The organism is Nonomuraea sp. PA05 (assembly GCF_008086045.1).
GTDB classification, from domain to species: Bacteria; Actinomycetota; Actinomycetes; order Streptosporangiales; family Streptosporangiaceae; genus Nonomuraea; species Nonomuraea monospora.
Map to the genome: position 1 here is coordinate 19,907 of NZ_VSEY01000023.1, position 21,990 is coordinate 41,896.

Annotated in this window: 20 protein-coding genes; 10 read left to right on the forward strand and 10 right to left on the reverse strand. The window is 71.1% G+C overall.

The genetic code is table 11. The annotated features are described in order from the left end of the window. Nucleotides 1-15: 15 nt before the first annotated feature. From FXF51_RS32545 to FXF51_RS32555, 3 genes are all read right to left on the reverse strand, one after another. Nucleotides 16-987 (reverse strand): adenylate/guanylate cyclase domain-containing protein, encoded by a 972-nt coding sequence (locus FXF51_RS32545; RefSeq protein ID WP_148438525.1) that lies wholly within the window; start codon nt 985-987, stop codon nt 16-18. Between the two features lie 20 nt (nt 988-1,007). Continuing rightward, a complete protein-coding gene (locus FXF51_RS32550) occupies nt 1,008-1,517 on the reverse strand; it encodes a PH domain-containing protein (RefSeq protein ID WP_148438526.1) in 510 nt (169 codons plus the stop codon). 106 nt (nt 1,518-1,623) lie between these two features. Then, nucleotides 1,624-2,445, reverse strand: a complete 822-nt coding sequence (locus tag FXF51_RS32555) for a biotin--[acetyl-CoA-carboxylase] ligase (RefSeq protein WP_148438527.1) — start codon at nt 2,443-2,445, stop codon at nt 1,624-1,626. A 55-nt stretch (nt 2,446-2,500) separates the two neighbouring features. Here FXF51_RS32555 and fdhD point away from each other — a divergent pair, with 55 nt between their 5' ends. Next, a complete protein-coding gene (gene fdhD, locus FXF51_RS32560) occupies nt 2,501-3,340 on the forward strand; it encodes a formate dehydrogenase accessory sulfurtransferase FdhD (protein ID WP_262379994.1) in 840 nt (279 codons plus the stop codon). Nucleotides 3,341-3,414: 74 nt separating this feature from the next. Next, nucleotides 3,415-4,497: an epoxide hydrolase family protein gene (locus tag FXF51_RS32565; protein ID WP_148438529.1), complete on the forward strand. Its 1,083-nt coding sequence runs from the start codon at nt 3,415-3,417 to the stop codon at nt 4,495-4,497. Between the two features lie 44 nt (nt 4,498-4,541). Here the strand turns inward: FXF51_RS32565 and FXF51_RS32570 are convergent, their stop codons facing one another. The 3 genes from FXF51_RS32570 to FXF51_RS32580 all read right to left on the reverse strand — a co-directional run bounded on the left by FXF51_RS32570 (nt 4,542) and on the right by FXF51_RS32580 (nt 9,639). Continuing rightward, the gene (locus FXF51_RS32570) at nt 4,542-7,163 is read right to left on the reverse strand and encodes a phosphoenolpyruvate carboxylase (protein ID WP_148438530.1); all 2,622 of its coding nucleotides are present in this window, start codon (nt 7,161-7,163) and stop codon (nt 4,542-4,544) included. Nucleotides 7,164-7,231: 68 nt separating this feature from the next. Beyond that, nucleotides 7,232-8,791 carry a hypothetical protein gene (locus FXF51_RS32575; RefSeq protein WP_148438531.1) on the reverse strand — a complete coding sequence of 520 codons (1,560 nt, stop codon included), beginning with the start codon at nt 8,789-8,791 and terminating at the stop codon, nt 7,232-7,234. Beyond that, nucleotides 8,788-9,639 carry an ABC transporter ATP-binding protein gene (locus FXF51_RS32580; protein WP_262379995.1) on the reverse strand — a complete coding sequence of 284 codons (852 nt, stop codon included), beginning with the start codon at nt 9,637-9,639 and terminating at the stop codon, nt 8,788-8,790. The genes FXF51_RS32575 and FXF51_RS32580 overlap by 4 nt, the downstream gene beginning before the upstream one ends. 35 nt (nt 9,640-9,674) lie before the next feature. Between FXF51_RS32580 and FXF51_RS32585 the strand changes: the two genes are divergently transcribed. From FXF51_RS32585 to FXF51_RS32615, 7 genes are all read left to right on the forward strand, one after another. Beyond that, nucleotides 9,675-11,261 (forward strand): acyl-CoA carboxylase subunit beta, encoded by a 1,587-nt coding sequence (locus tag FXF51_RS32585; protein WP_148438532.1) that lies wholly within the window; start codon nt 9,675-9,677, stop codon nt 11,259-11,261. Then, nucleotides 11,258-11,458 carry an acyl-CoA carboxylase subunit epsilon gene (locus FXF51_RS32590; RefSeq protein WP_148438533.1) on the forward strand — a complete coding sequence of 67 codons (201 nt, stop codon included), beginning with the start codon at nt 11,258-11,260 and terminating at the stop codon, nt 11,456-11,458. Before FXF51_RS32585 ends, FXF51_RS32590 begins: the two co-directional genes overlap by 4 nt. A 107-nt stretch (nt 11,459-11,565) precedes the next feature. Continuing rightward, on the forward strand, nt 11,566-12,507 hold the full coding sequence (locus FXF51_RS32595) for an NYN domain-containing protein (protein WP_125632505.1): 942 nt from the start codon (nt 11,566-11,568) through the stop codon (nt 12,505-12,507). Between the two features lie 74 nt (nt 12,508-12,581). Next, nucleotides 12,582-13,994, forward strand: coding sequence for an AlkA N-terminal domain-containing protein (locus FXF51_RS32600; protein ID WP_148438534.1), 1,413 nt, complete (start codon nt 12,582-12,584; stop codon nt 13,992-13,994). Further along, a complete protein-coding gene (locus FXF51_RS32605) occupies nt 13,991-14,503 on the forward strand; it encodes a methylated-DNA--[protein]-cysteine S-methyltransferase (protein WP_148438535.1) in 513 nt (170 codons plus the stop codon). The genes FXF51_RS32600 and FXF51_RS32605 overlap by 4 nt, the downstream gene beginning before the upstream one ends. 20 nt (nt 14,504-14,523) lie before the next feature. Further along, nucleotides 14,524-15,429, forward strand: coding sequence for a hypothetical protein (locus FXF51_RS32610; RefSeq protein WP_148438536.1), 906 nt, complete (start codon nt 14,524-14,526; stop codon nt 15,427-15,429). A gap of 53 nt (nt 15,430-15,482) precedes the next feature. After that, nucleotides 15,483-15,689: a hypothetical protein gene (locus tag FXF51_RS32615; protein ID WP_148438537.1), complete on the forward strand. Its 207-nt coding sequence runs from the start codon at nt 15,483-15,485 to the stop codon at nt 15,687-15,689. Between the two features lie 42 nt (nt 15,690-15,731). Here the strand turns inward: FXF51_RS32615 and FXF51_RS32620 are convergent, their stop codons facing one another. After that, nucleotides 15,732-16,889, reverse strand: coding sequence for an MFS transporter (locus FXF51_RS32620; RefSeq protein ID WP_148438538.1), 1,158 nt, complete (start codon nt 16,887-16,889; stop codon nt 15,732-15,734). 92 nt (nt 16,890-16,981) lie between these two features. Between FXF51_RS32620 and FXF51_RS32625 the strand changes: the two genes are divergently transcribed. Beyond that, nucleotides 16,982-17,413: a MarR family winged helix-turn-helix transcriptional regulator gene (locus FXF51_RS32625; protein WP_148438539.1), complete on the forward strand. Its 432-nt coding sequence runs from the start codon at nt 16,982-16,984 to the stop codon at nt 17,411-17,413. Here FXF51_RS32625 and FXF51_RS32630 read toward each other — a convergent pair. Genes FXF51_RS32630 through FXF51_RS62900 form a run of 3 tightly spaced genes read right to left on the reverse strand, consistent with a single transcriptional unit; the run spans nt 17,393 to nt 21,968 of the window. Then, nucleotides 17,393-18,343: a hypothetical protein gene (locus FXF51_RS32630; protein WP_148438540.1), complete on the reverse strand. Its 951-nt coding sequence runs from the start codon at nt 18,341-18,343 to the stop codon at nt 17,393-17,395. The two genes, FXF51_RS32625 and FXF51_RS32630, sit on opposite strands and share 21 nt — an antisense overlap. Then, entirely contained in the window at nt 18,340-18,948 is a 609-nt protein-coding gene (locus tag FXF51_RS32635) for a hypothetical protein (RefSeq protein ID WP_148438541.1), read from the reverse strand. The genes FXF51_RS32630 and FXF51_RS32635 overlap by 4 nt, the downstream gene beginning before the upstream one ends. Then, on the reverse strand, nt 18,945-21,968 hold the full coding sequence (locus FXF51_RS62900) for a BTAD domain-containing putative transcriptional regulator (protein ID WP_262379996.1): 3,024 nt from the start codon (nt 21,966-21,968) through the stop codon (nt 18,945-18,947). Before FXF51_RS62900 ends, FXF51_RS32635 begins: the two co-directional genes overlap by 4 nt. Nucleotides 21,969-21,990 lie beyond the last annotated feature (22 nt).

The following is a 21,990-nucleotide window of genomic DNA, read 5'->3' on the forward strand; positions in this document are numbered from 1 at the left end:
GCCAGTCATCTTGGGTCAGGAGGATGATCTCCGCAAGACATAGGGCTGCACCACGCCGAGGCCTCTCGCCGGACGGCGCCTGATCCGGTGCGCCTCGTACGGTTCGCCGTCGAGCCCGCCGGCCAGCGCCTCGTCCACCAGGATCGTGCCGGGCCTGGCGATCGCGGTGAGCCGGGCGGCGAGATTGACGGTCGTGCCGAAGACGTCGCCCATCATCGGCACCACCGGCCCGTACGCCATCCCGATGCGCAGCTCCTCGGTCTCCACCAGGTCGAGGGCGATCGCCGCGGCCTGCTCAGGGCCCTGCGCGGTGAACAGCACCTCGTCGCCCAGTGTCTTGACCAGCCGGGCGCCGTGCGTGGCCACCACGTCGGAGGCCCGCGATTCGAACCCCTCCACCAGCCCTGCCAGCTCCTTCTCGTCGAGCTCGCGGCTGCGCCTGGTGAACGACACCAGGTCCGCGAACCCGACCGCCATCGTCACCCGGGTCGGCACCAGCTCGTCGGTGCCGTCGGCGATCGCCAGCAGCCGGGTGCCCGCGGCGGCGAGCTGGGCCCGCCAGACGTGGATGAGCACGTGCTCGAAATCGGGCATCAGCCCCTGGGCGGCGTCGAGCACCGCCGCCACGTCGTCCTCGGCGAAGTCGGGGGGCAGCATCGTGCCGATCATGATCTCGGCCTGCCACTGCGCCAGCCTGGCCGTGGTCTGGCCGAGCGCGCGGGCCATGCGGATCACCGTCTGCTCGTCGAGCAGGCCGCCGTCCAGCATGCTGCGCACCCGGCGCAGCGCGTCCACGTCCGCCTCGGTGAACGCCACGGCGTCGTCGGCCCGCTGCGCGAAGCCGAGCGCGCGCCAGATGCGTTCGGCCAGCTCCCTGGGCACCCCGCTCCTGGCGGCGACCTCCACCCGCGTGTACCGGGGCGGCAGGCCGACCAGCAGTCGCTCGATCTCCTCGGCGCTCGGGCGGCCGGGACGGGCTTCGCTCACCCGAGCGAGGCTACTTCACTTCAACGTCCGTCGACCTCGCCGTCGGAGGCGTCCTCGACGAGCCTGAACAGGTCGGTGCGCACGTCCTGGATGCGCGGGATGTCCTTCAGCACGATCTCCCCGCGGTCACCGGCCGACTCGACCGTGAGCGTGCCGCAGCCGAGCAACCGCTCGGGAAAGGTCTGGTCCGAGCTCACCGTGTTGACCTTGGTGATCGGGATTTCGTCGGTCGACTTGTTGAGCACGCCCGTGCTGATCGTGAAGCGGTGCGTGGTGAGCACGTAGCCGGTGTTCTTCCACTGCAGGTACGGCACGAACGACCAGATCGTGAGCAGGATGAGCCCGATGACGACGACCGCGATCCTGGCGTAGGACACGTACTCGAAGTCCGGGATGAAGTACAGCGCCGCGCCCGTGGCCGCGGCGATGAGGACCAACGCGATGAAGGGGACGACGAGCCGCTTCCAGTGGGGGTGGAAGGATCGGACGCGCCGCTCACCCTGCGTCAGATGATGGTCGGGAAGGGTCATGGGCAGCATCGTGCCACCATCGGGAGGCCGGGGCCATGCCCATGACAGATCGAGCAGCTCAGTCCTCCGCGCGCACATGCACTCAGTTCTCCGCGCGCACGTGCACTCAGTCCTCCGCGCGCACATGCACGACGTCGCCCGCGCTCAGCGTGTACCGCTCGCCGCCGGACTCCACCTGCAGATGGCCCGCGCCGTCGACACCGGTCGCGAGCCCGCTCAGCGCCTGCCCGCCCGGCAGCTCCACCCTGACCCGGCGGCCCACCGTGGAGCTGACCGCCAGGTACGCCGCGCGCAGGCCCGACGCGTCGGCGTCGCCCTTGGCCTCGCCCCACTCGCGGTAGTGGGTCTCGACCTCCCTGAGCACGGCGCGCAGCAGCGGATCGCGGTCGAGGCAGGCGCCCTCCGCGATGCTCAGCGAGGTGGCCGTCTCGGTGGGCAGCTCGTCGGGCCGCAGCGTCACGTTCAGGCCCATGCCGATGACGACGGCGTCGTCCACCCGCTCGGCCAGCACGCCGGCCAGCTTGCGCTCGCCGATCAGCAGGTCGTTGGGCCACTTGAGGCCCACCTCGACCTCCGCCAGGCGGCGTACGGCGGAGGCGGCGGCGACGCCGTACAGCAGCGACAGCCAGCCCTGCGCGAGCGGCGGCACCTCGGGACGCAGCAGGATCGAGAACGTCAGCCCCGATCGGGGCGGCGCCGACCAGGTGCGGCCCAGGCGCCCGCGGCCGGCCTGCTGCGCCTCCGCGACCAGCACCGTGCCCTCGGGCGCGCCGTCCCTGGCGGCCTGGGCCAGGTCGGCGTTGGTGGAGCCGGTGCTGTCGACGACGGTGACAGCCGTCCACAGCGAGCCGGGGCGGACCAGGGCCCGGTTGAGCGCCGTCTCGGACAGCGGAGGGCGGTCGAGGTCGGAGTAGCGTGAGTCGGCCATCCCCCCATCTTCCCTGATGGCGGGCTCCCGGGAGCGGAGGAGGCAAGATGGTGGGGTGAGTGAGCGCCCCGGGCCGACCACCCGGATCAGAGTCACGGAGCTGTCCGGCCCGTCCGCCAGGCAGCGGCGCGACGACCTGGCCACGGAGGAGCCGCTGGAGATCCGCCTCACCGCGCCCGACGGCACCCGCAGGACCGTGGCCATCACCATGCGCACGCCGGGCCACGACTTCGAGCTGGCCGCCGGGTTCCTGCACGGCGAGGGCCTGGCTCGGCACGGCGACGTCGCCTCGATCGCGTACTGCACCGACGAGGACCTGCCGCCCGAGGCCCGCTACAACACGGTCACGGTGCGCCTGCGCGTCCCGGTGCCCGAGCTGCCCGCTCTCGACCGGCACTTCCTCACCTCCAGCGCCTGCGGCGTCTGCGGCTCGGCGAGCCTCGACGCGCTGCGCGACCGGTGCGCGCCCGTCCCGCCCGGTTCGCTCAAGCTCACCCCCGAGCTGCTGTACGGGCTGCCGGACGCGTTGCGCGCGGCCCAGGGCGTGTTCGGCAAGACGGGCGGGCTGCACGCCGCGGGGCTCTTCTCCTCCGGCGGCGGCCTGGCGGCGGTCCGGGAGGACGTGGGCCGTCACAACGCGGTGGACAAGCTCGTCGGCTGGGCGTCCATGGCGGGGCGGCTGCCGCTGTCGGAGCACGTGCTCATGGTGAGCGGGCGGGCCAGCTACGAGATCATGCAGAAGGCGCTGGCCGCGGGCATCCCGGTGGTGTGCGCGGTGTCGGCGCCGTCGTCGCTGGCGGTGGAGCTGGCCAGGGGGTTCGGGCTGACGCTGGTGGGCTTCCTGCGCGGGGAGCGCTGCAACGTGTACGCGGGAGCGGAAAGAATCATCGCCTAACAGTGGAATGAAGCATTCCGTTCTGCTACTCTTAGAACAGAACGAAACATTCCGTTCCTTTCGGAGGCCTGATCATGAGCACCATCTCCCCCTTCCGCGTCGAGATCCCCCAGTCCGACCTCGACGACCTCCAGACCCGCCTCCGCCTGACCCGCTTCGCCGACGAGATCCCCGGCGCCGACCAGGGCGTCGGCGTCGAGCGGGTCAAGCGCCTGGTCGCCCACTGGCGCGAGAGCTTCGACTGGCGGGCCGTCGAGGCCACCCTCAACGCCCACCCGCAGTTCACCACCGAGATTGACGGGCAGAACATCCACTTCCTGCACGTCCGCTCCAGCAACCCCGACGCGCTCGCCCTGATCCTCACCCACGGCTGGCCCGGCTCCATCGCCGAGTACCTGCGCGCCATCGAGCCCCTGTCGCGCCACTTCCACCTGGTCATCCCGTCCCTGCCCGGCTACGGCTTCTCCGGCCCGACCCACGAGCTGGGCTGGAACAACCTGCGCATCGCCAAGGCCTGGGCCGAGCTGATGGCCCGCCTCGGCTACGAGCGCTACGGCGCCGTCGGCAACGACGCCGGCTCGATGGTCTCCCCCGAGATCGGCAGGATCGACCCGGCGCACGTCGTCGGCGTGCACGTCACCCAGCTCTTCTCGTTCCCGTCGGGCGACCCGGCCGAGTTCGCCGAGCTGACCGAGGAGGAGCAGGCGGGGCTGGCGGTGCTCGACTGGTTCTGGAAGGAGAAGGGCGCGTTCAACGTGCTGCAGTCACAGCAGCCGCAGACCCTCGCCCACGCCATCACCGACTCCCCCGCCGGGCTGATCGGCTGGCTGGCCCAGCTCCTCGACGACGACCTCGACGACGACTTCGTGGTGACCAACGCGGCCATCTACTGGTTCACCGGCACCGCCGCCTCGGCGCTGCGCCTGTACTGGGAGAACGCCCGCGCCGAGCACCCCAAGGAGCCGACGACCGTGCCGACGGCGCTGGCCATGGGCGAGGGCGACTTCAAGTCGATCCGCCGCTTCGCCGACCGCGACCACAGCGGGATCGTCTCCTGGAAGACCCTCCCGGCTCCGGCCCGCGGCCACTACACGGCCCACACCGCAACGCAGGCGCTCACCTCGGACGTCATCGGCTTCTTCCAGAGCCTCGGCTGAACGCGGGAGGCCCCCTCAGGGGGGCACCTCCCGCGCCGGGGGCGTCAGCCGGTGTTCTGCAGGCCCGCCGCCACCCCGTTCACCGACAGCAGCAGCAGCGTGGAGAGCCGGTCGCGCTCCTGGTCCGACAGGGTCTCCGTGCGCAGCGCGCGCAACGCCCGCAACTGCAGGTGCGACAGCGCGTCCACGTACGGGTCGCGGAGCTGGACGGCCCGGGAGAGCACCTTGCGGTTCTCCAGCAGCCGCGTGTGCCCCGTGACCCGCAGCACCAGCTCCCGCGTCCGGTCGTACTCCTCCATCACCTGCTGGGCGAAGTCCTCCCTGCCGCCCAGCGCCAGGTAGCGCTTGGCGATGGAGCGGTCGGTCTTGGCCAGCGACATCTCGGCGTTGTCCAGCATCACGTTGAACAGCGGCCACTCCGCGTACGCCGCCCGCAGCTCGTCGAGGGAGTCGGCGGCGGCCAGGCCGGTGCCGAGGCCGTACCAGCCGGGGAGGTTGACGCGGGTCTGGGCCCAGGCGAAGACCCAGGGGATGGCGCGCAGGTCGTCGAGGGAGCGGGGGGCGCCCAGGCCGCGGCGGGCCGGGCGGGAGCCGAGGCGGAGAGTGCCGATCTCCTCCAGGGGGCTGACCAGGCCGAACCACTCGGGGAAGCCAGGGGCCTCCGTGAGCGCGCGGTAGGCCTGCTCGGAGGCCGTGGCCACCTGCTCCGCCAGGCCGCGGAAGCGTTCCGCGGCGGTCGCGGTGCGGGCGCCGACGGTGGGCGAGGAGGCCAGCAGGACGGCGTTGGCCACCTGCTCCAGATGGCGGCGGGCGATGGCGATGTGGCCGTAGCGGGCGAAGATGACCTCGCCCTGCTCGGTGACCTTGAAGCGGCCCGCGACCGAGCCGGGCGCCTGGGCCAGGACCGCGCGATTGGCCGGGCCGCCGCCGCGGCCGAGCGCGCCGCCGCGGCCGTGGAACATGCGCAGCTGGACGTCGTGCTCGGCGGCCCAGGTGGTCAGCTCCTCCTGCGCCTCGTAGAGCCGGAGCGTGGCGGCGGCGGGGCCGAGCTCCTTGGCCGAGTCGGAGTAGCCGAGCATGATCTCCATCCGCCGGCCGGTGCCGGCCAGCCGCCGTTGCACCTCGGGGATGTCGAGCATGCCGGAAAGCACCAGCGGCGAGTTGGCCAGGTCCTGGCCGGACTCGAAGAGCGGCACCACGTCGAGCACCGGCGCGCGGTCGCCGAGCGCGTGCCTGGCCAGCTCGTACACCGCCGCGATGTCCTCGGCGGTGCGGGTGAAGGAGACGACGTAGCGGGAACAGGCGGTGACGCCGAAGCGCTCCTGGATCCAGCCGATCACCCGGATCGTGGCCAGGACCTCCTCGGTGCGCTCCGACAGCTCGCCGCCGGCCCGCAGCTCCTCCAGAGCGGCGGCGTGCACCTGCGAGTGCTGGCGCACCTCCAGCTCCGCCAGGTGGAAGCCGAACGTCTCCACCTGCCAGATGAGGTGCTGCAACTCCCCGTACGCCTGCCGCGGCGCGGAGGCGGCCAGCGACTCCTGGGCCAGCCGCAGGTCGGCCAGCAGCTCGTCGGGCGAGCGGTAGGCCAGGTCGGCGTTGCGGCGGTGGGTGGCGGCGATGCGCGCGCCGACGAACAGCAGCCACTGCCGGTGCGGCTCCCGCGGCGAGCGGGTGGCCAGCTCGGACACCACGTCGGGGTGCCCGTCCACGGCCGTCGCCAGCGCGGTCTTCAGCTCCTGCGAGCAGGGCGCGAACTGGGCGGACTCGGTGAGCGTGCGGGCGATGCGCGTGCAGGCGGTCTCCAGGGCCGTCAGCACGTGCTCGGACTGGATCTGGATGGTCTCGCGGGTGACCTTGGAGGTCACGTTGGGGTTGCCGTCGCGGTCGCCGCCGATCCAGCTCCCGTACCGGATGAAGGGTCTGGCCAGCGGCGGACGGGTGCCGGTGCGCTCGTCGAGCGCGGCGTCGAGCGAGCGGTAGACCTGCGGCACCATGCGGAACAGCGTCTCGTCGAAGGCGGCCATGGCCGTGCGCACCTCGTCGAGCGGGTCCAGCTTGGTGGAGCGGAGCTGAGCCGTCCGCCACAGGATGTCGATCTCCTCCAGCATGCGCCGCTTGCTCTCGGCGCGCTCGGAGGCGCCGCGGCCGGGCGCGTTGTACTCGGTGAGCTGGCCGCTGATGCGCTGGATCGCGGTGACGACGGCGCGCCTGCGCGCCTCCGTCGGGTGCGCGGTGAGCACCGGATGCAGCTCCAGGCCCTCCAGCAGTTCGGTGACGCGCTCGTGCCCGAGCTCGTGCACGGCCTGTGCCAGCGACTCGCGCTGCACCCTGCCCTCGGCGTCCCGCTCCCGCAGGGTGCGGATGCGGTAATGCTCCTCGGCCAGGTTGGCCAGGTGGAAGTAACAGGTGAACGCGCGGGCCACGGCCACGGCCCGCTCGATCTCCCATCCGGCGACCATCTCGGTGATCACGTCGGCCGAGATCTCACCCTTGCGTGCCGCGATGACGGCCTTGCGCAAACGTTCGACATCGGCCAGCAGGTCCTCGCCACCCTGTTCGGCGAGCACCTGGCCGAGCAGTTTGCCCAGCAGACGCACATCGTGGCGTAGCTCGTCCGGCATCTCGGTTACGGCGGCACTGCGACGCTCGAGCCCCTGGTCAATCATGTTTCGAAGGGTATCGAGTCGATTCGGGCCGACGTAGACCGGTCTCAGTTATTGGACTAGACCACTGGTCAGGTGGGCTTCGAGACCGCCGCGAGCAGCTCGGGGGTACGGGCGAAGCCGATGCGGGCGGCCAGCCGCCGGCCGAGCACCTCCGCCAGCAGACCGTAGAACGGCGCCAGGATGGACACCCACAGGAGCCCGAACAGGAGCGGCACCACGAACGGCAGCACGATCAGCCCGATGCCGACCGTGGCGCCCATCGCGGACGCGAACGCCAGCCCGCCCTGGCCGGGCGCGGCGCCGCTGAAGGCGTTCATCCGCTCGGGCGCCGTGTACGGCAGCACCACGCTCGTCACGGAGCCGACGCCGAGGCCGACCCCGAGCGCGCCCCAGCCGGTCAGCATGCCGGGCAGGATCGCGCCCGGCTGGCCGGTGAGCAAGCCGGTCGCGACCGCGATCACGGCGATCACGGGCACCGCGATCAGGGCGTTGGCCAGGTGACGGCCTGCCAGGTCGAGCTTCAGGCCGCGCTCGGACCCGAAGGCGACGGCGTTCATCCACAGGGAGCGGCCGTCGATGCCGAACGCGTTGATCGACTGCAGCGCGATCATCAGGGCGCCCATGCACGACAGGGTGATCGGCAGCCCGGCGCCCGCTTCGGCTGTCCTGGTCAGGGAGAACGACAGCACGACCGTCACCAGGATCGCGCTGAACCAGCCCACCCGGTAGCGGGGGTCGCGCCTGATGTACTTCAGCTCCTTGGTCACCACCGCGGCCAGCGGCCCGTCCGGCAGGAACCGGTCGGCGAGACCGCGCTCCCTGCGCACGGAGGCGGCCTGGGTGGAGACGTCCGGCGTGACCAGGGCCCGCGCGAGCGCCTTGATCCACAGCCAGGCCAGCGCCACGGTGAACAGCGCCACCAGCACCACCTCGGCCACCCCGACCAGGCCGCCGTCGGCGATGGCGTGGGCCAGCATGCCGGGCGGGGACCAGCGCAGCACGCCCGCCATCGCGTGCAACATGGTGGCCGGGTCGCCGAAGCCGCCGTTCATCAGCAGGTTGGGCAGTTGCGCGAGCAGCACCACGAGCAGCGCGGCCACCGCGAGCACGTCGCGCCCGCGCCGGGTGCGCAGCGCGCTCGACAGCGCGGTGGTGATCAGCCGGGACGCCACCACGCACAGCGCGAACTGCACCAGCACCGCCGGCACCCCGAGCAGCCAGCCGCCGGCGCTGGAGGCCAGCCCGACCAGGGCGCCGAGCGTCACGATCAGCATCGCCACCGGCCAGGCGCCCGTGACGGAGGCGGTGAACAGGCCGATCGCCAGCCGCCGCGTGCCCAGCGGGAACAGCGACAGCTTGGCCGGGTCGAGCGTGTCGTCCAGGCCGAACGCCATCAGCGGCACGACCATCCAGCCGAACAGGAACGCGGCGAACGCCATGATGACCAGCGAGGCCGCGATGTCCGGGGGCGCCAGCCGCAGCAGGCTCATCAGGAAGAAGCCGAGCACGGCCAGGCCCGCCGCGGCGAGGAGGGTGAAGATGAACCCGAGCTTGCGCTGGAGGTCGCCGCGCAGGTTGCCGGCCATCAGGCGCAGCTTGAGCTGGGCGAAGAGGGCGACGGTGGTCATGGGGAGGCCTGCTGCTGGGAGTCGCTGGGGGCTTGTGCCTGCTCGGCCACCTGTTCGGCCGTCTGCTCCCGCGCTTGTTCGCGTGCTCTGCCGCCGAGCCAGCCCAGGCCCGGCTCGCCGCTCTGGGGCGCGCCGCCGACCAGTTCGAGGAACGCCTGGTTGAGTGAGGGACGATCACCGCGTACGTCCGCCAGCGCCCCCTGCGCGACGATGTGCCCCGCGCTCATCACCGACACCCAGTCGCACAGCCGCTCCACCAGGTCCATCACGTGACTGGAGAAGATGACGGTGGAGCCGGAGGCGGTGAAGCGCCGTAACACCTCGGTGAGCGTGTTCGCGCTGACCGGGTCGACGCCTTCGAACGGCTCGTCGAGGAAGAGCACGGACGGGTTGTGCAGCAGCGCCGCGGCCAGGCCGATCTTCTTGCGCATGCCGGTGGAGTAGTCGACGACGAGCTTGTCGGCGGCGTCGGCCAGGTCCATCACGGCCAGCAGCTCGCCCGCGCGCTGCTCGACGTCCGCCTTGGGCAGGCCGCGCAGCCTGCCGTTGTAGATGAGCAGCTCGCGGCCCGACAGCCGCTCGAACAGCCGCAGCCCCTCGGGCAACACGCCGATGCGCGCCTTCACCTCGACGGGGTCGCGCCAGACGTGGAAGCCGTCCACCTCGGCGGACCCGCCGTCGGGACGGAGCAGCCCGGTGATCATGCTGAGGGTGGTCGTCTTGCCTGCTCCGTTGGGCCCGACCAGGCCGGCGAAGCTCCCGGCGGGGACCACGAGGTCCACCCCCGCGACGGCGATCTGCTGCCCGTAACGCTTGAACAGGGCGTGCGTGCGAACCGCGTCCGACATGGCTTCACTCTAGGAGGAGGACTAGCCTTGCGCGCATGAGCACTGCGGAGGCGATGCCGGAGGAGCCGGATATCCACACCACCGCCGGGAAGATCGCCGACCTGGAGCGGCGACTCGACGAGGCCGTGCATGCGGGCTCGTCGGCGGCGGTGGACAAGCAGCACGCCAAGGGCAAGATGACGGCCAGGGAGCGGGTGCTGGCGCTGCTGGACGAGGGCTCGTTCGTGGAGTTCGACGAGTTCGCCAGGCACCGGTCCACTATGTTCGGGATGGAAGAGCGCCGGCCGTACGGCGATGGCGTCATCACCGGGCACGGCACGGTCGACGGCCGCCAGGTGTGCGTGTTCTCGCAGGACGTGACGGTGTTCGGCGGCTCGCTCGGCGAGGTGTACGGCGAGAAGATCGTCAAGGTGCTCGATCTGGCGATCAAGACCGGCTGCCCGATCATCGGCATCAACGAGGGCGGCGGCGCGCGCATCCAGGAGGGTGTGGTCGCGCTCGGCCTGTACGCGGAGATCTTCAAGCGCAACGTGCACGCCTCCGGCGTGATCCCGCAGATCTCGCTCATCATGGGCGCGGCGGCCGGCGGCCACGTCTACTCCCCCGCGCTGACCGACTTCGTGGTGATGGTGGACCAGACGTCGCAGATGTTCATCACGGGTCCCGACGTGATCAAGACGGTGACCGGCGAGGAGGTCACGTTCGAGGAGCTCGGCGGGGCCCGCACGCACAACACCAGGTCGGGGGTGGCGCACTACCAGGCCGCCGACGAGGAGGACGCGCTCGAGTACGTCAAGGCGCTGCTGTCGTACCTGCCGTCGAACAACCTGGACGAGGCTCCGGCGTACGAACCGGCCGCCGACCTCGACCCGGACCCCGGCCTGGACGAGGTGATCCCCGACTCGCCGAACCAGCCGTACGACATGCACCGGGTGATCGAGCACGTGCTGGACGACGGGGAGTTCCTGGAGGTCCACGCGCTGTTCGCGCCGAACATGGTGGTCGGGTACGGCCGGGTGGACGGCCAGCCGGTGGGCGTGGTGGCCAACCAGCCCATGCATTTCGCGGGATGTCTGGATATCAACGCATCCGAGAAGGCCGCCCGATTTATTCGAACATGTGATGCGTTTAATATTCCGATCCTGACTTTTGTTGATGTACCGGGTTTCCTTCCCGGCACCGATCAGGAATGGAACGGAATCATCCGTCGCGGGGCCAAGCTCCTGTACGCCTACGCCGAGGCGACCGTCCCGCTGATCACCGTCATCACCCGCAAGGCGTACGGCGGCGCGTACGACGTCATGGGCTCCAAGCACCTCGGCGCGGACATCAACCTGGCCTGGCCCACCGCGCAGATCGCGGTCATGGGCGCGCAGGGCGCGGTCAACATCCTCCACCGGCGCAGGCTCGCCGCCGCCGACGACCCCGAGGCCGAGCGGGCCGCCCTCGTCACCGAGTACGAGGACACGTTGGCCAACCCGTACATCGCGGCGGAGCGCGGCTATGTGGACGCGGTGATCCGGCCATCCGAAACCCGGCCGCAGGTCGTCAGGGCGCTGCGAGCCCTCAGGAACAAGCGGATGACGCTGCCGCCCAAGAAGCATGGGAACATTCCGCTGTGACGACTGACCTGCGCATTGTCCGGGGCGACGCCACGCCTGAGGAGATCGCCGCGCTGGCGGCCGTCCTGGCGTCCCGGCGCGCCGAACGGCAGGCACCACCCGCACCGGGAAGACAAACATGGCGAAACCCGGCTAGAGCTATGCGTAAGCCTGTCGCGCCAGGGAAGTCGGCATGGCGGATGAGCGCACTACCCTAGATAGATCCTGGGAATCGGGTGTCAAGTTCCCCGGGAGTTGGGACTATCTAGAGAAAGTAGGCGTATATAGTCGGCCGATCAACTAACACCGCGGCCTGGAGGACGACATGGCCATCCCAGACCTCATGCCGCATCCTGTGGCAGCCAAGTACGCCGTCCTAGTGGATGTCGGTTATCTGTACGCTGCGGCAGGCGAAGTGCTGCTCGGCGCGAAGGAGCGCAAGGAATATCGGGTGGCCGCCGATGAGCTCATCCAGAGTCTACAGAAACATGCAGAGGAACGCATTTCGGGCGAACTTCTGCGGATCTATTGGTATGACGCAGCCCGTGATCGCGTGCCTACCGTCGACCAGCGTGTCATCGCTCAGCTTCCGTGGGTCAAGGTGCGACTTGGCAACCTGAACGCCCGCGGCCAGCAGAAGGGCGTGGACGCACAGATCCGGAGTGATCTGGAGGCACTGGCCAGGCATCATGCGGTCACTGACACGATCCTGCTGGCGGGTGACGAGGACATGGTCCCGGCGGTGGAGGCGGCGCAGGCGTACGGCGTGCGCATCCATCTGTGGGGCGTCGAACCGCCGTACGGCACCAACCAGGCCGAACGGCTGGTGTGGGAGTCCGACACCGTCGAAGTGATCAGCGCCGATTTCCTAAGACCGTTTTTCAGCCGTGCTCCCCAGCCCGTCCCTGTCACTCCACCCGCCGCCGCACCCTCGCCCGCCCAGGTCTTCGCCGGGCGCGCCCCCGTCAAACCGCACGCCAAACCGGGCCAGGTCGCCAAACTCGGGCCGAGCAGACCTCGGGTCGAGGACGTGGGTGAACATGTCGCGCAGAAGTGGATACTGACGCGCGGGCGCGACAACATCCGCGATCTGCTTCCCGGGCCGATCCTGCCCACCGTGATCGACACCGAGCTGCTGATCGAGGCCGAGAAGGAGCTCGGGCACTCGCTGCGGCCCTACCCGGAGGCGCGGGTGTGGCTGCGCGACGGGTTCTGGGCCCGGGTCTACCGGGAGTTCGACCTGGGGGTGGGCGTCTCCTCCAAGTAGCCGTCCCGGTGGGCTGACGTTGGCGTCTGATTTCCGCCAGTCAGTCCCCTTGGGGAGCGCATACTGTCGGAGGCATGTCACCAGTAGAACTCGACTTCGACTCCTGTTACCGGGCCGTCTCCGCCAGGGACGCCCGGTTCGACGGGCGCTTCTACACGGCGGTGACCACCACCCGCATCTACTGCCGGCCGATCTGCCCCGCCCGCACCCCGTCGGCGCGCAACGTGCGCTTCTACCGGCACGCGGCGTCGGCGGAGGCCGCCGGATTCCGCCCCTGCAAGCGCTGCCGCCCCGAACTGTCGCCCGGCGACCCCGGCTGGGACGTGCGCGGCGACCTCATCGGACGGGCGCTGCGGCTCATCGACGACGGCGCGGCCGACGAGCAGGGCGTCGCCGGGCTCGCCCAGCGGCTGCACATCACCGAACGGCACCTGCACCGGCTGTTCGTGGCCGAGCTGGGCGTCGGGCCGCTGGCGGTGGCGCGGACGAAGCGGCTGCTGCTGGCCAAGCAACTCCTGACGGAGACGGGGCTGCCGGTGACCGAGGTGGCGTTCGCCGCCGGGTTCGGGAGCGTGCGGCAGTTCAACGCGACCATGCGGGAGACGTACGGGTTCACGCCGAGCGAACTGCGCGCCACGGCGGGGCCGCGAGCGGTCGTGGCCAACGGGGCCGCAGTGGCCGGGGGTGCGACGTTGCGGCTGCGGCTGCACCGGCGGGAGCCGTACGACGCGGACGGCGTGCTCGCCTTCCTGACCTCCCGCGCGATCCCCGGCCTGGAGGTGGCCGACCACACGAAGTACACCAGAGCAGTACCAGGCGGCACGCTCACCCTCACCCCCAAGCGCGACCACATCGCCCTGGACGTGACCGTCGACGACACCCGCCAGCTCGCCCGCCTGGTCGCCCGCTGCCGCCGACTCCTGGACCTGGACGCCGACCCCGACGCCATCTCCGAGGTACTCGGCCAAACCTCGCTCGCCCCGCTGGTCGCGGCCAGGCCCGGGTTGCGGGTGCCGGGGGCGTTCGACGGGTTCGAGCTGGCCGTGCGCGCGGTCGTCGGCCAGCAGATCTCGGTGGCCGGCGCCCGGACGCTGCTCGGCCGCATCGTCGCCAAGGCCGCCGCGCCCGGCGGGCTCTTCCCCACCCCGGCCCGCCTCCTGGACACCGACCTGACCGGTCTCGGCCTGACCAACCGCCGGATCGACACCCTCAAGGACCTCGCCGCCCGCCTGGCGGAGGGTCACATCGACCTGGACGGCGGGCAGGACCCCGCGGAAGCGGTGGCGGCGCTGCTGGAGGTTCGCGGCATCGGCCCGTGGACGGCCAGCTACATCGCGCTGCGAGCGCTGCGCGACCCGGACGCGTGGCCGACGGGCGACCTCGTCCTGAACAAGCGCATGGCCGCCCTCGGCATCTCTCACGACCACATCGAGCGGTGGCGCCCGTGGCGGGCGTACGCCGCCCTGCACCTCTGGAGCTCCTCATGATCGCTGCTCAGCTCGTTCCGACGCCGGTGGGGCCGCTGGCCCTGCTCGCCCGCGAGGGAGTGCTGGTCGCGGCCGGCTTCACCGCCGACCCGACGGAGATGTTCGTCCGGCTCACCCCCGCGCTGCAGGCCGAGGGGCTGGAAGTCGTCCCCGACCTCGGCCTGGCCGCCGAGGCCACCCGCGCCTACTTCGACGGCGACCTGCACGCGCTGGACACCGTCCCCGTCTCGCAGCCCGGCTCGCCCACACGTAAGCGGCTGCATGCGGCGTTGCGGGAGGTCAAGGCGGGGACGACCGTCTCCTATGCGGAGCTGGCGGAGCGGGCGGGGATGCCCAAGACGGCGGCCCGGGTGGCGGGGTCGGCTTGTTCGCAGAACCTGATCGCGCCGTTCGTGCCTTGTCATCGGGTGTTGCCCAGCTCGGGGGGATATGGCGGGTATTACTACGGCGTACCGGTAAAAGAGTGGCTGATCGCCTACGAAAGTGGAGGAATCGTTAACTCCGTGTAATGTATTCGCTGCTCTAGGTAATGTATCCGTCCATGGCAGTGACTTTAGAACATGAGTACCTGATCGAGCTCGTCCGCAATCGCCCGTCCCTGGTCACGGCTCTGCTGACGGAGCAGGGAATCGCCGTGCCGGCCTGCGATGAGATGTCGCTCGGCAACACCGACTTCACCGACTGCAGACCGACGGAGTACCGCGCCGACTCCGTGATCGTCATGACCCGAGGCGGGACGCCGGTGAGCGCGGTGGTGCTGGAGATCCAGCGGGCGCCCGACAAGCGTAAACAATGGTCCTGGCCGGTCTACCTGAGCACGCTGCGGGCACGTACCAAGTGCCCGGTGCTGCTCGTGGTCTTCTGCCGGGACACCGCGACAGCCAAGGCCTGCGCCGAAGCCATCGACATGGGGCATCCGGGGTGGGTGCTGGTGCCTGTCGTCGTGGGTCCGGAGGAGGTGCCGCCGATCATCGACGCAACGCAGGCCGCCGCCAACCCCGAACTCGCCACCCTTTCGACGATCGTGCACAGCACCCACGCGTCCGAGCTACGAGACAAGATCGTGCAAACGTACGTCCAGGCCATAGCCGAGAGCCCGAAGGATCGGCCAAGCTATATTGAGCTGGTACTCAGCTCGGTGCCCCGGTCCGTCGCCAAGAAGATCTACGAGGAGCTCGAGATGACCGTGGACCACGACTACCTCATGACCTTCGACTTCGTCCGCGAGTGGGTCGAACGGGGGGAGGCCAGGGGCGAGGCCAGGGGCGAGGCCAGGGGCGAGGCCAAGGCCATCCTCGGCTTCCTCGAGAGCCGAAACGTACCCGTACCGCAGGAAGCACGGGAGCGCATCCTCGCCTGCACCGACGAGGCGACGCTGATGACATGGATCAGCAGAGCCGCCACCGTCACCACCGCCGACGAACTGTTCGATTGATCCCCCCGTCACGGCCGGCGCCACGCAAGACGGCCGTAAATCGCGACTACCTCATGACCTTCGACTTCGTCCGCGAGTGGGTCGAACTGGGCAAGGCTAGGGGCAAAGCCAAGGCCATCCTCGGCTTCCTCGAGAGCCGAAACGTACCCGTACCGCAGGAAGCACGGGAGCGCATCCTCGCCTGCACCGACGAGGCGACGCTGATGACATGGATCAGCAGAGCCGCCACCGTCACCACCGCCGACGAACTGTTCGACTGATTCACCCCGTCAGGGCTGGCACCACGCCAGCCCTGACGGCGATCAAGCGGGAACCAGCCGCCGCCGGGCCTGCATCCCCGCGACCCCGGCCACACCAAGCCCCACCAGCCCGAGCAAAGCGGCCGTCCAGGCGGGGGCCGTGTAGCCGAGGCCGGCGTCGATGGTCAGGCCGGCCGCGAACGAGCCGATGGCGTTGCCCAGGTTGAAGGCACCGATGTTGGCGGCCGAGGCCAGGGTGGGGGCGCCCGCCGCCGCGTCCAGGACACGCGTCTGCAGGGGCGGGACGGTGGCGAAGGCGGCCACGCCGAACAGGGTGATCGCGACGACGAAGGCGATCTGGCTGGACGAGACGAGCGCCACCACGACGGCCAGCAGGGTGAGCAGGCCGACGGAGCCGTAGATGCTGGGCATGACGGCACGGTCGGCGAGCTTGCCGCCGATGAGGTTGCCGGCGACGAGGCCGACGCCGAAGACGGCCATCACCACCGGCACCGCCCCCGGCGAGAAGCCGCCGACGCCGGTCATGATCGGCGCGATGAACGTGATGACGGCGAAGACGGGGGCGAAGCCGAAAACGGTCATGGCCAGCGCCAGCCAGACGCCGGCCGTGCGGAAGGCGGCCAGTTCGCGCAGCAGGCCGCCGCCCGAGGGCCGGGGCTGGCGCGGTACGAGGGCCAGGACGCCGGCGAGGCCGGCCACGCCGATGGCGACCACGACCCAGAACGTGGCGCGCCAGCCGAACGCCTGCCCGATCCACGTGCCCAGCGGCACGCCGAGCACGTTGGCCAGCGTCAGCCCCGTGAACATCAGGGCGATCGCGCTGGCCCGCTTCTGCGGCGCCACCAGGTCGGCGGCCACCACGGAGCCGACGCCGAAGTAGGCGCCGTGCGCGAAGGCCGCCAGCACGCGTCCGGTCATGAGCACGCCGTACGAGGGGGCAAGTGCTGACAGCAGGTTGCCCGCGATGAACAGCACCATCAAAGCCAGCAGCATGGTCTTGCGCGACAGGCGCCCGCCGAGCATGGTCAGCGGCGGCCCGCCGACTGCGACGCCGAGGGCGTAGCCGGAGACCAGCAGGCCGGCGGCGGGGATGGTCACGCCGAAGTCCGTGGCCAGCTCGGGCAGCAGCCCGTTGATGATGAACTCCGTGGTCCCGATGCCGAAGGCGCTGATCGCGAGGGCGAACAGGGCGAGAGGCATAGAATTCTCCTCAGACGACGTTAGTAAGCGTAGACATTATTTGCACACGCCGACTAACTGACCATACAACCATGCCGGAGGAGGCTGTCCACATGCCCATAGCCGATGACGCCGCCGAGGCGCGCGCCCAGGGCTGGCGCACCCTCGCGGCGCTGCACGCCAAGATCGAGGATCGGCTGGAGAAGGCCCTGCAGAAGGCGCACGAGCTCAGCGTGAGCGAGTACACCGTGCTCGACGTGCTCGCCAGGCAGGACGGCTGGCACATGCGCATGCAGCAGCTCGCCAGGGCTGTGGTGCTCAGCCAGAGCGCGACCACGCGGCTGGTGACGCGGCTGGAGAACCGGAGGCTGCTGCACCGGTACCTGTGCGAGGACGATCGGCGGGGGATCTACTCCGAGGTGACGCCTGCCGGACGGGAGTTGCTGGAGCAGGCGCAGCCGACGCATGACACCGTGTTGAAGGAGGTGCTGGCCGAGGCCGCGCAGGAGCCGGAGCTGGCCCCGCTAGCCGCCGTTCTGTCCTGAGGGAGGGGTGACGTTGCTCTGGATCTCGCCGACCGGCACGTCACGCGAGGTCTCCAGCTCCACGGGGTCGAACTGGAACGGCACCACACCGCCCTGGGCCTGGATGTCCACCGGCCACAGGGTCGTCACGGTCAGCGTGTACTTCTCGCGTGGCTGGTCGATCGACGAGCGCAGGTACCGCACGCCGCACGAGAACTCCCCGCCCTTCGTGTACGGCTTCCCGGCCGCCCCGCAACCGCTCTCGGTGACCTCCGCCCGCTCACGTGTCGTGCCCGGGTCGATCTGGATGTCGTCGAGGGTCGCGACCAGGGTCACGCTCATGACGCCCGACAGCTCGGCCGTGACGGTGCGGGTCTGCTCGCCGACGCCTTCGAGCCAGACCCAGGTGGGCAGGTTCACGTAGCTCTTGGCGTCGGGGTTCAGCTTGACGGCGGGCTCCGGCACGGTGAGCGCGGCGCGGGCGATCTGCGCGAGCTGGTCGATGGTGAGGCCGGAGGGCGGCGTCGTCCCCGTGGGGACGAAGATGAACTGCTCCAGGTTCGTCCAGCAGGCCACGCCGTTGGGGTCGGCCTCGTTCAGGCCGGGCAGCCACCAGCGGCCGTCCTTGCCGATCTTGTCCTTGAACTGCTGGATGAAGGCCTGGTGGCCCTCCTCGTCGATCCGCGCCCTGTTCGCCGCGTCGCGGCCCTCGCTGCGCTGGCGGAGCATCTCCTCCGGGGTGGGGCCGGGCTCGTACCAGCACGGCTGCGGGATGCGGTAGCCGTCGCCGCTGCCGCCGACGTCGCCGCTGACCCTGATGCTGGTGTGTTTACCCCTCCACCCGACCGTGTTGCCGGTCTGTTCCTTCTCCTGGGTCGTGTTGTCGCCGGGGCCGGGGATGGGGTCGAGGAGCAGCGGTGCCATGAGCAGGGCCGCTAGCCAGGCTTTCATCGGGTGCATCTCTCTCTGGAGGGAACGTAGGTCCTGATGCGCCACACCCCGTCGTCACCTCGGCGGGCGGCCACGCTCTGGCCGTAGGGGGTGCGCAACCACTCGGGCTGGGGGCTGACGGCCTTTCCCGTACGGGTGGAGACCATCCGGACCCCCGATTCGTCCACACAGGCGTCTATCTGGGCGCCTTTGCCCACGCGCGCGCTGACGCGCAGGTTGTACAGCCGTCCGACGCCGCGCATCGACCACTGCTCGTCGGCGAACGACTGCACCCACTTCGTCGCCTGCACGGCGGCGTCGAGCTCCATGCCGTCCTTGTAGACGCGCTCGCTCTCCGCGACGGCTCTGCGGGTGCCGACGTACTGGTCGACCATGACCTTCAGCAGCGGGTCGGGGTCCGCGGGCCATTCGATGCGGGCCTTCAGGCCGTCGGCGACCCGGACCAGCGCGGGCCCGGACGACGGCTGCGCCTTGGGGGTGGCGGCCCGCGCGGAGGCCGCCGGCGGCGGGGCGCCCTCCTGGGGCCGGTACGGCCGCTCCTGCGCTCCGCAACCCGCCGCGAGCAGCGAGCCCAGTAGGCACAGCACTATCGCCGCACGTCTCATGCCGACGACTCCCTCACCACATGAATGCGCCACGTGGGCAGCAGCTCCTCGATCAACGCCTCGGTCTCGGGGGCCATCGCCCCGCCGTACGAGTGCGAGGCGGCCCGTCTGGTCAGGCCCTCGACGACGGCGCGCAGGCGTACCGTGTCCTCCGTCGCGTGCGTGGCCCGCAGCAGATCGCGCCACAGGCCCTCGTCGTCGGGGGCCAGCAGCAGCGCCGCGCGGACGGCGGCCACCGCGGCGTCCGGCTGGCCGTGCGCCAGCCGCAGCTCACAGAGCTGGTGCGCGGCGTCGGCGACGGCCGCGCTCACGTCGTACTCCAGGTCGTCGGCCGCCAGCCAGGCGTACCTGCCGGGGCCGCGCGCGGCCAGCAGCGGGCCCCTGACCAGGCCGAGCGCCTTCTCCAGCAGGACGGCCCTGGCCGTCGGGTCGTTCTGCGAGCGGCGGACCAGCTCGCGGAACAGCACCCAGTCCGTACGGACGTCAGGTCCCAGCCGCAGCCTGCCCGCCTCGTCGGTGAGCAGGTGCTCCGGCCCCAGCCATTCGGCGACCCTGGCGATCGTGGCATCCCTGACCATGTCCTGCACGCCGCGCGGCCACAACACGCCGCCGAGCACCACCGGGTGCACGCCGCCGACGTGCGTGGCCAGGTACACCACCAGCTCCGTGGCCAGCTCCATCCGGCCCTCCTCCAGCGGAGGCAGGCCGGCGATCTCGACGGGGCCGAGGATCCTGATTTCGACGGCGGGCGGATGCAGCCCCGCCAGCGGCTCCGCCTCCGGGATCGCCTCGCCCTCCAGGCGTCCGGCGGTGCGGAACAGGTCGATGAGCGCCTGGTAGTGGCGGCGCGGCAGAAGCTGGGCGTCCACCTCGAAGCCCAGCTCGGCGATCCTGGCCCTGCCGTCGTCGCCGATCTCCAGGGTCCACGTGGCGTGCGGGACCTCGCCGGCCACCACGTACCCGGCGGTGTCCCTGCGGGCCAGCAGCGCCAGGCGGCGGGCCTCCTCGTGCGTGGGCGCCACCGCGGACAGCAGGTAGTGGGCGCTGCGCGGGCTGCCGGTGATGCGGCCGGTCAGCACCTCCCTGCGGGGTGCGGCGCTCGCCTCCAGCTCGGGCAGCACCTCGGCCAGGCTGCCCACCGCTCTCACCCGGCCCGGCGCGATGGCGGTCAGCTCGCCGCCGAAGCCGACGAGGGTGATGCGCATGCGGTCGGACCACAGGTTGGTGGCCAGCTCGACGGCGAGGGCGGCCAGGGCGGCGGTGGTCTGGGCGCCTCGGACGTTGATGAGGCCCTGGGCGGCTTCGAGGTCGATCAGGACGCGGCCCGCGGCGTCGGTGCCGATGGAGACCAGCCCTGGATACGGCGCCCCGCCGGGTCGCAGCCCGGCGTCAGGTCCGCCGAGGCCACTGTCGGGTTGCGGCACCCCACCGGCGCGCACGCGGGCGTCGGACTGCGCCGCCCTGGCCGGGCGGACGCGAGCGTCGAGCTGCGGCCTGCTGTCGGAGTACGGTGCCCGCCCCGACGGCGTCTGGTTGCCGGACGAGGAAACACGGCCTTCCTGGTCGCCGGAGGAGGACGCCCAGCCCGACGACGCCTGGCCGCCGGAAGCAGCGGGTTGGGTCCTGGGGTCGGGCAGGTGGCGGCCCTCGTGAGCGGGCAGCCGCCAGATCTGCCCACCGTCCGCCGCCGTCCACGGCGCGGGCGGATCATCATCGGCCGGATGAATCCACAGGTCGAGCGACCGCGCGGACAAGTGAGCCCCGTACACGACAGGCGGGGTACGACGCTGGGCGGCCAGCTCGGCACCGAGCATGCGCAACCCGACGTCCAGGATGCGGGCCCCCGGCGCGTCGCTCCCGAGCCGCAGCGCGATCTCGGCCTGCGCGGCGTCGTCGCGCGGCCGGACGATCCGCCGGCCGAACAGCCGCCGCCAGAGCTGCTCCCTGCGCCGCCTGGCCAGCACGAGCAGCAGCCCGGCCGCGGCCAGCGAGGCGGCGGCGAGGTACTGGGTCAGCTCGCCGCCCTGCGGCTCGGAGATGACGACGGGCTGCCGGTCCGTCGGCGTCTCGTCCTCCTGGTCGGCGCGCTTGCCCTCCTGCTGGGCGTGCTTGCCTTCTTGCCGGTCGGCGTGCTTGCCCTGCTGCCCCTCCTGTTGCTCCGTGCGCTCGCTCTCCTGCTCGGGCTGGCGGTGCTTGGCCTCGCCCCGCTCGCCTGGCTCGGGCCGGTCCACGTGCGCCCGGCCAGGGTGCTCGCGCAGCGTCTGCTCGCGCGCCTGACCGGCGGGGACGATGTGCACGTTGCGCGCGTCGTCCGGCATGTCGAGCACCCAGCCGGGCCTGATCAGGTCGGCCATCCGCAGGCGGGTGCCGTCGGGCTGCTCCTTGGCCTGGTTGAGCCGGTAGATCTCGGGGTATCGGCGGCCGTCTCCGAGGCACTTCTCGGCGATCTCCCACAGGCTCTCGTGGTGGCGGCCGTGCGGCGGCTGCACCACGTACACCTTCTTGGTCTTGGGCGTCTCCAGCGTCTGCTCGACGAGCGGCGCCGAGTAGGCGACCGCCGTCACCGGCGGGGCGGCCGGCGTGGGCGCCAGCTTGACCAGCGGCACCACCATCGCCCCCGCGGTGAACAGCAGCAGCACGGCCGAGACGAGCTTGTTGGCGAGGAACTGCATCCCGCCGGAGAGCGGCACTCGGGCGGGCATGCCGACCCGGCGGACCCCGGCGTACACCTCGACCATGACGCACACGAAGAGCTGGAACCAGGCGCCCCACACCATCAGCACCAGCACGGCCATGATGGTGCTGTAGCCGACCTTGCCGGTCCACACGTCGAGGTCGAGCAGCTCGGGTCTGACGGGCGGGCCGACGTAGCTGAGCAGCGCGTACGGCACGCCGCCCACCAGCGCCACCAGCACGACCAGCGCCCCGATCCCGGCGAGCACGTCGCCGAAGCTGCGCCTGGCCGGCACGCGTACGGGAACGTGACGTCCGGGTGGACGCGCGGGCTCTCGCGTCGGCATCGCCTCTCCTTTCCCCGGTCCA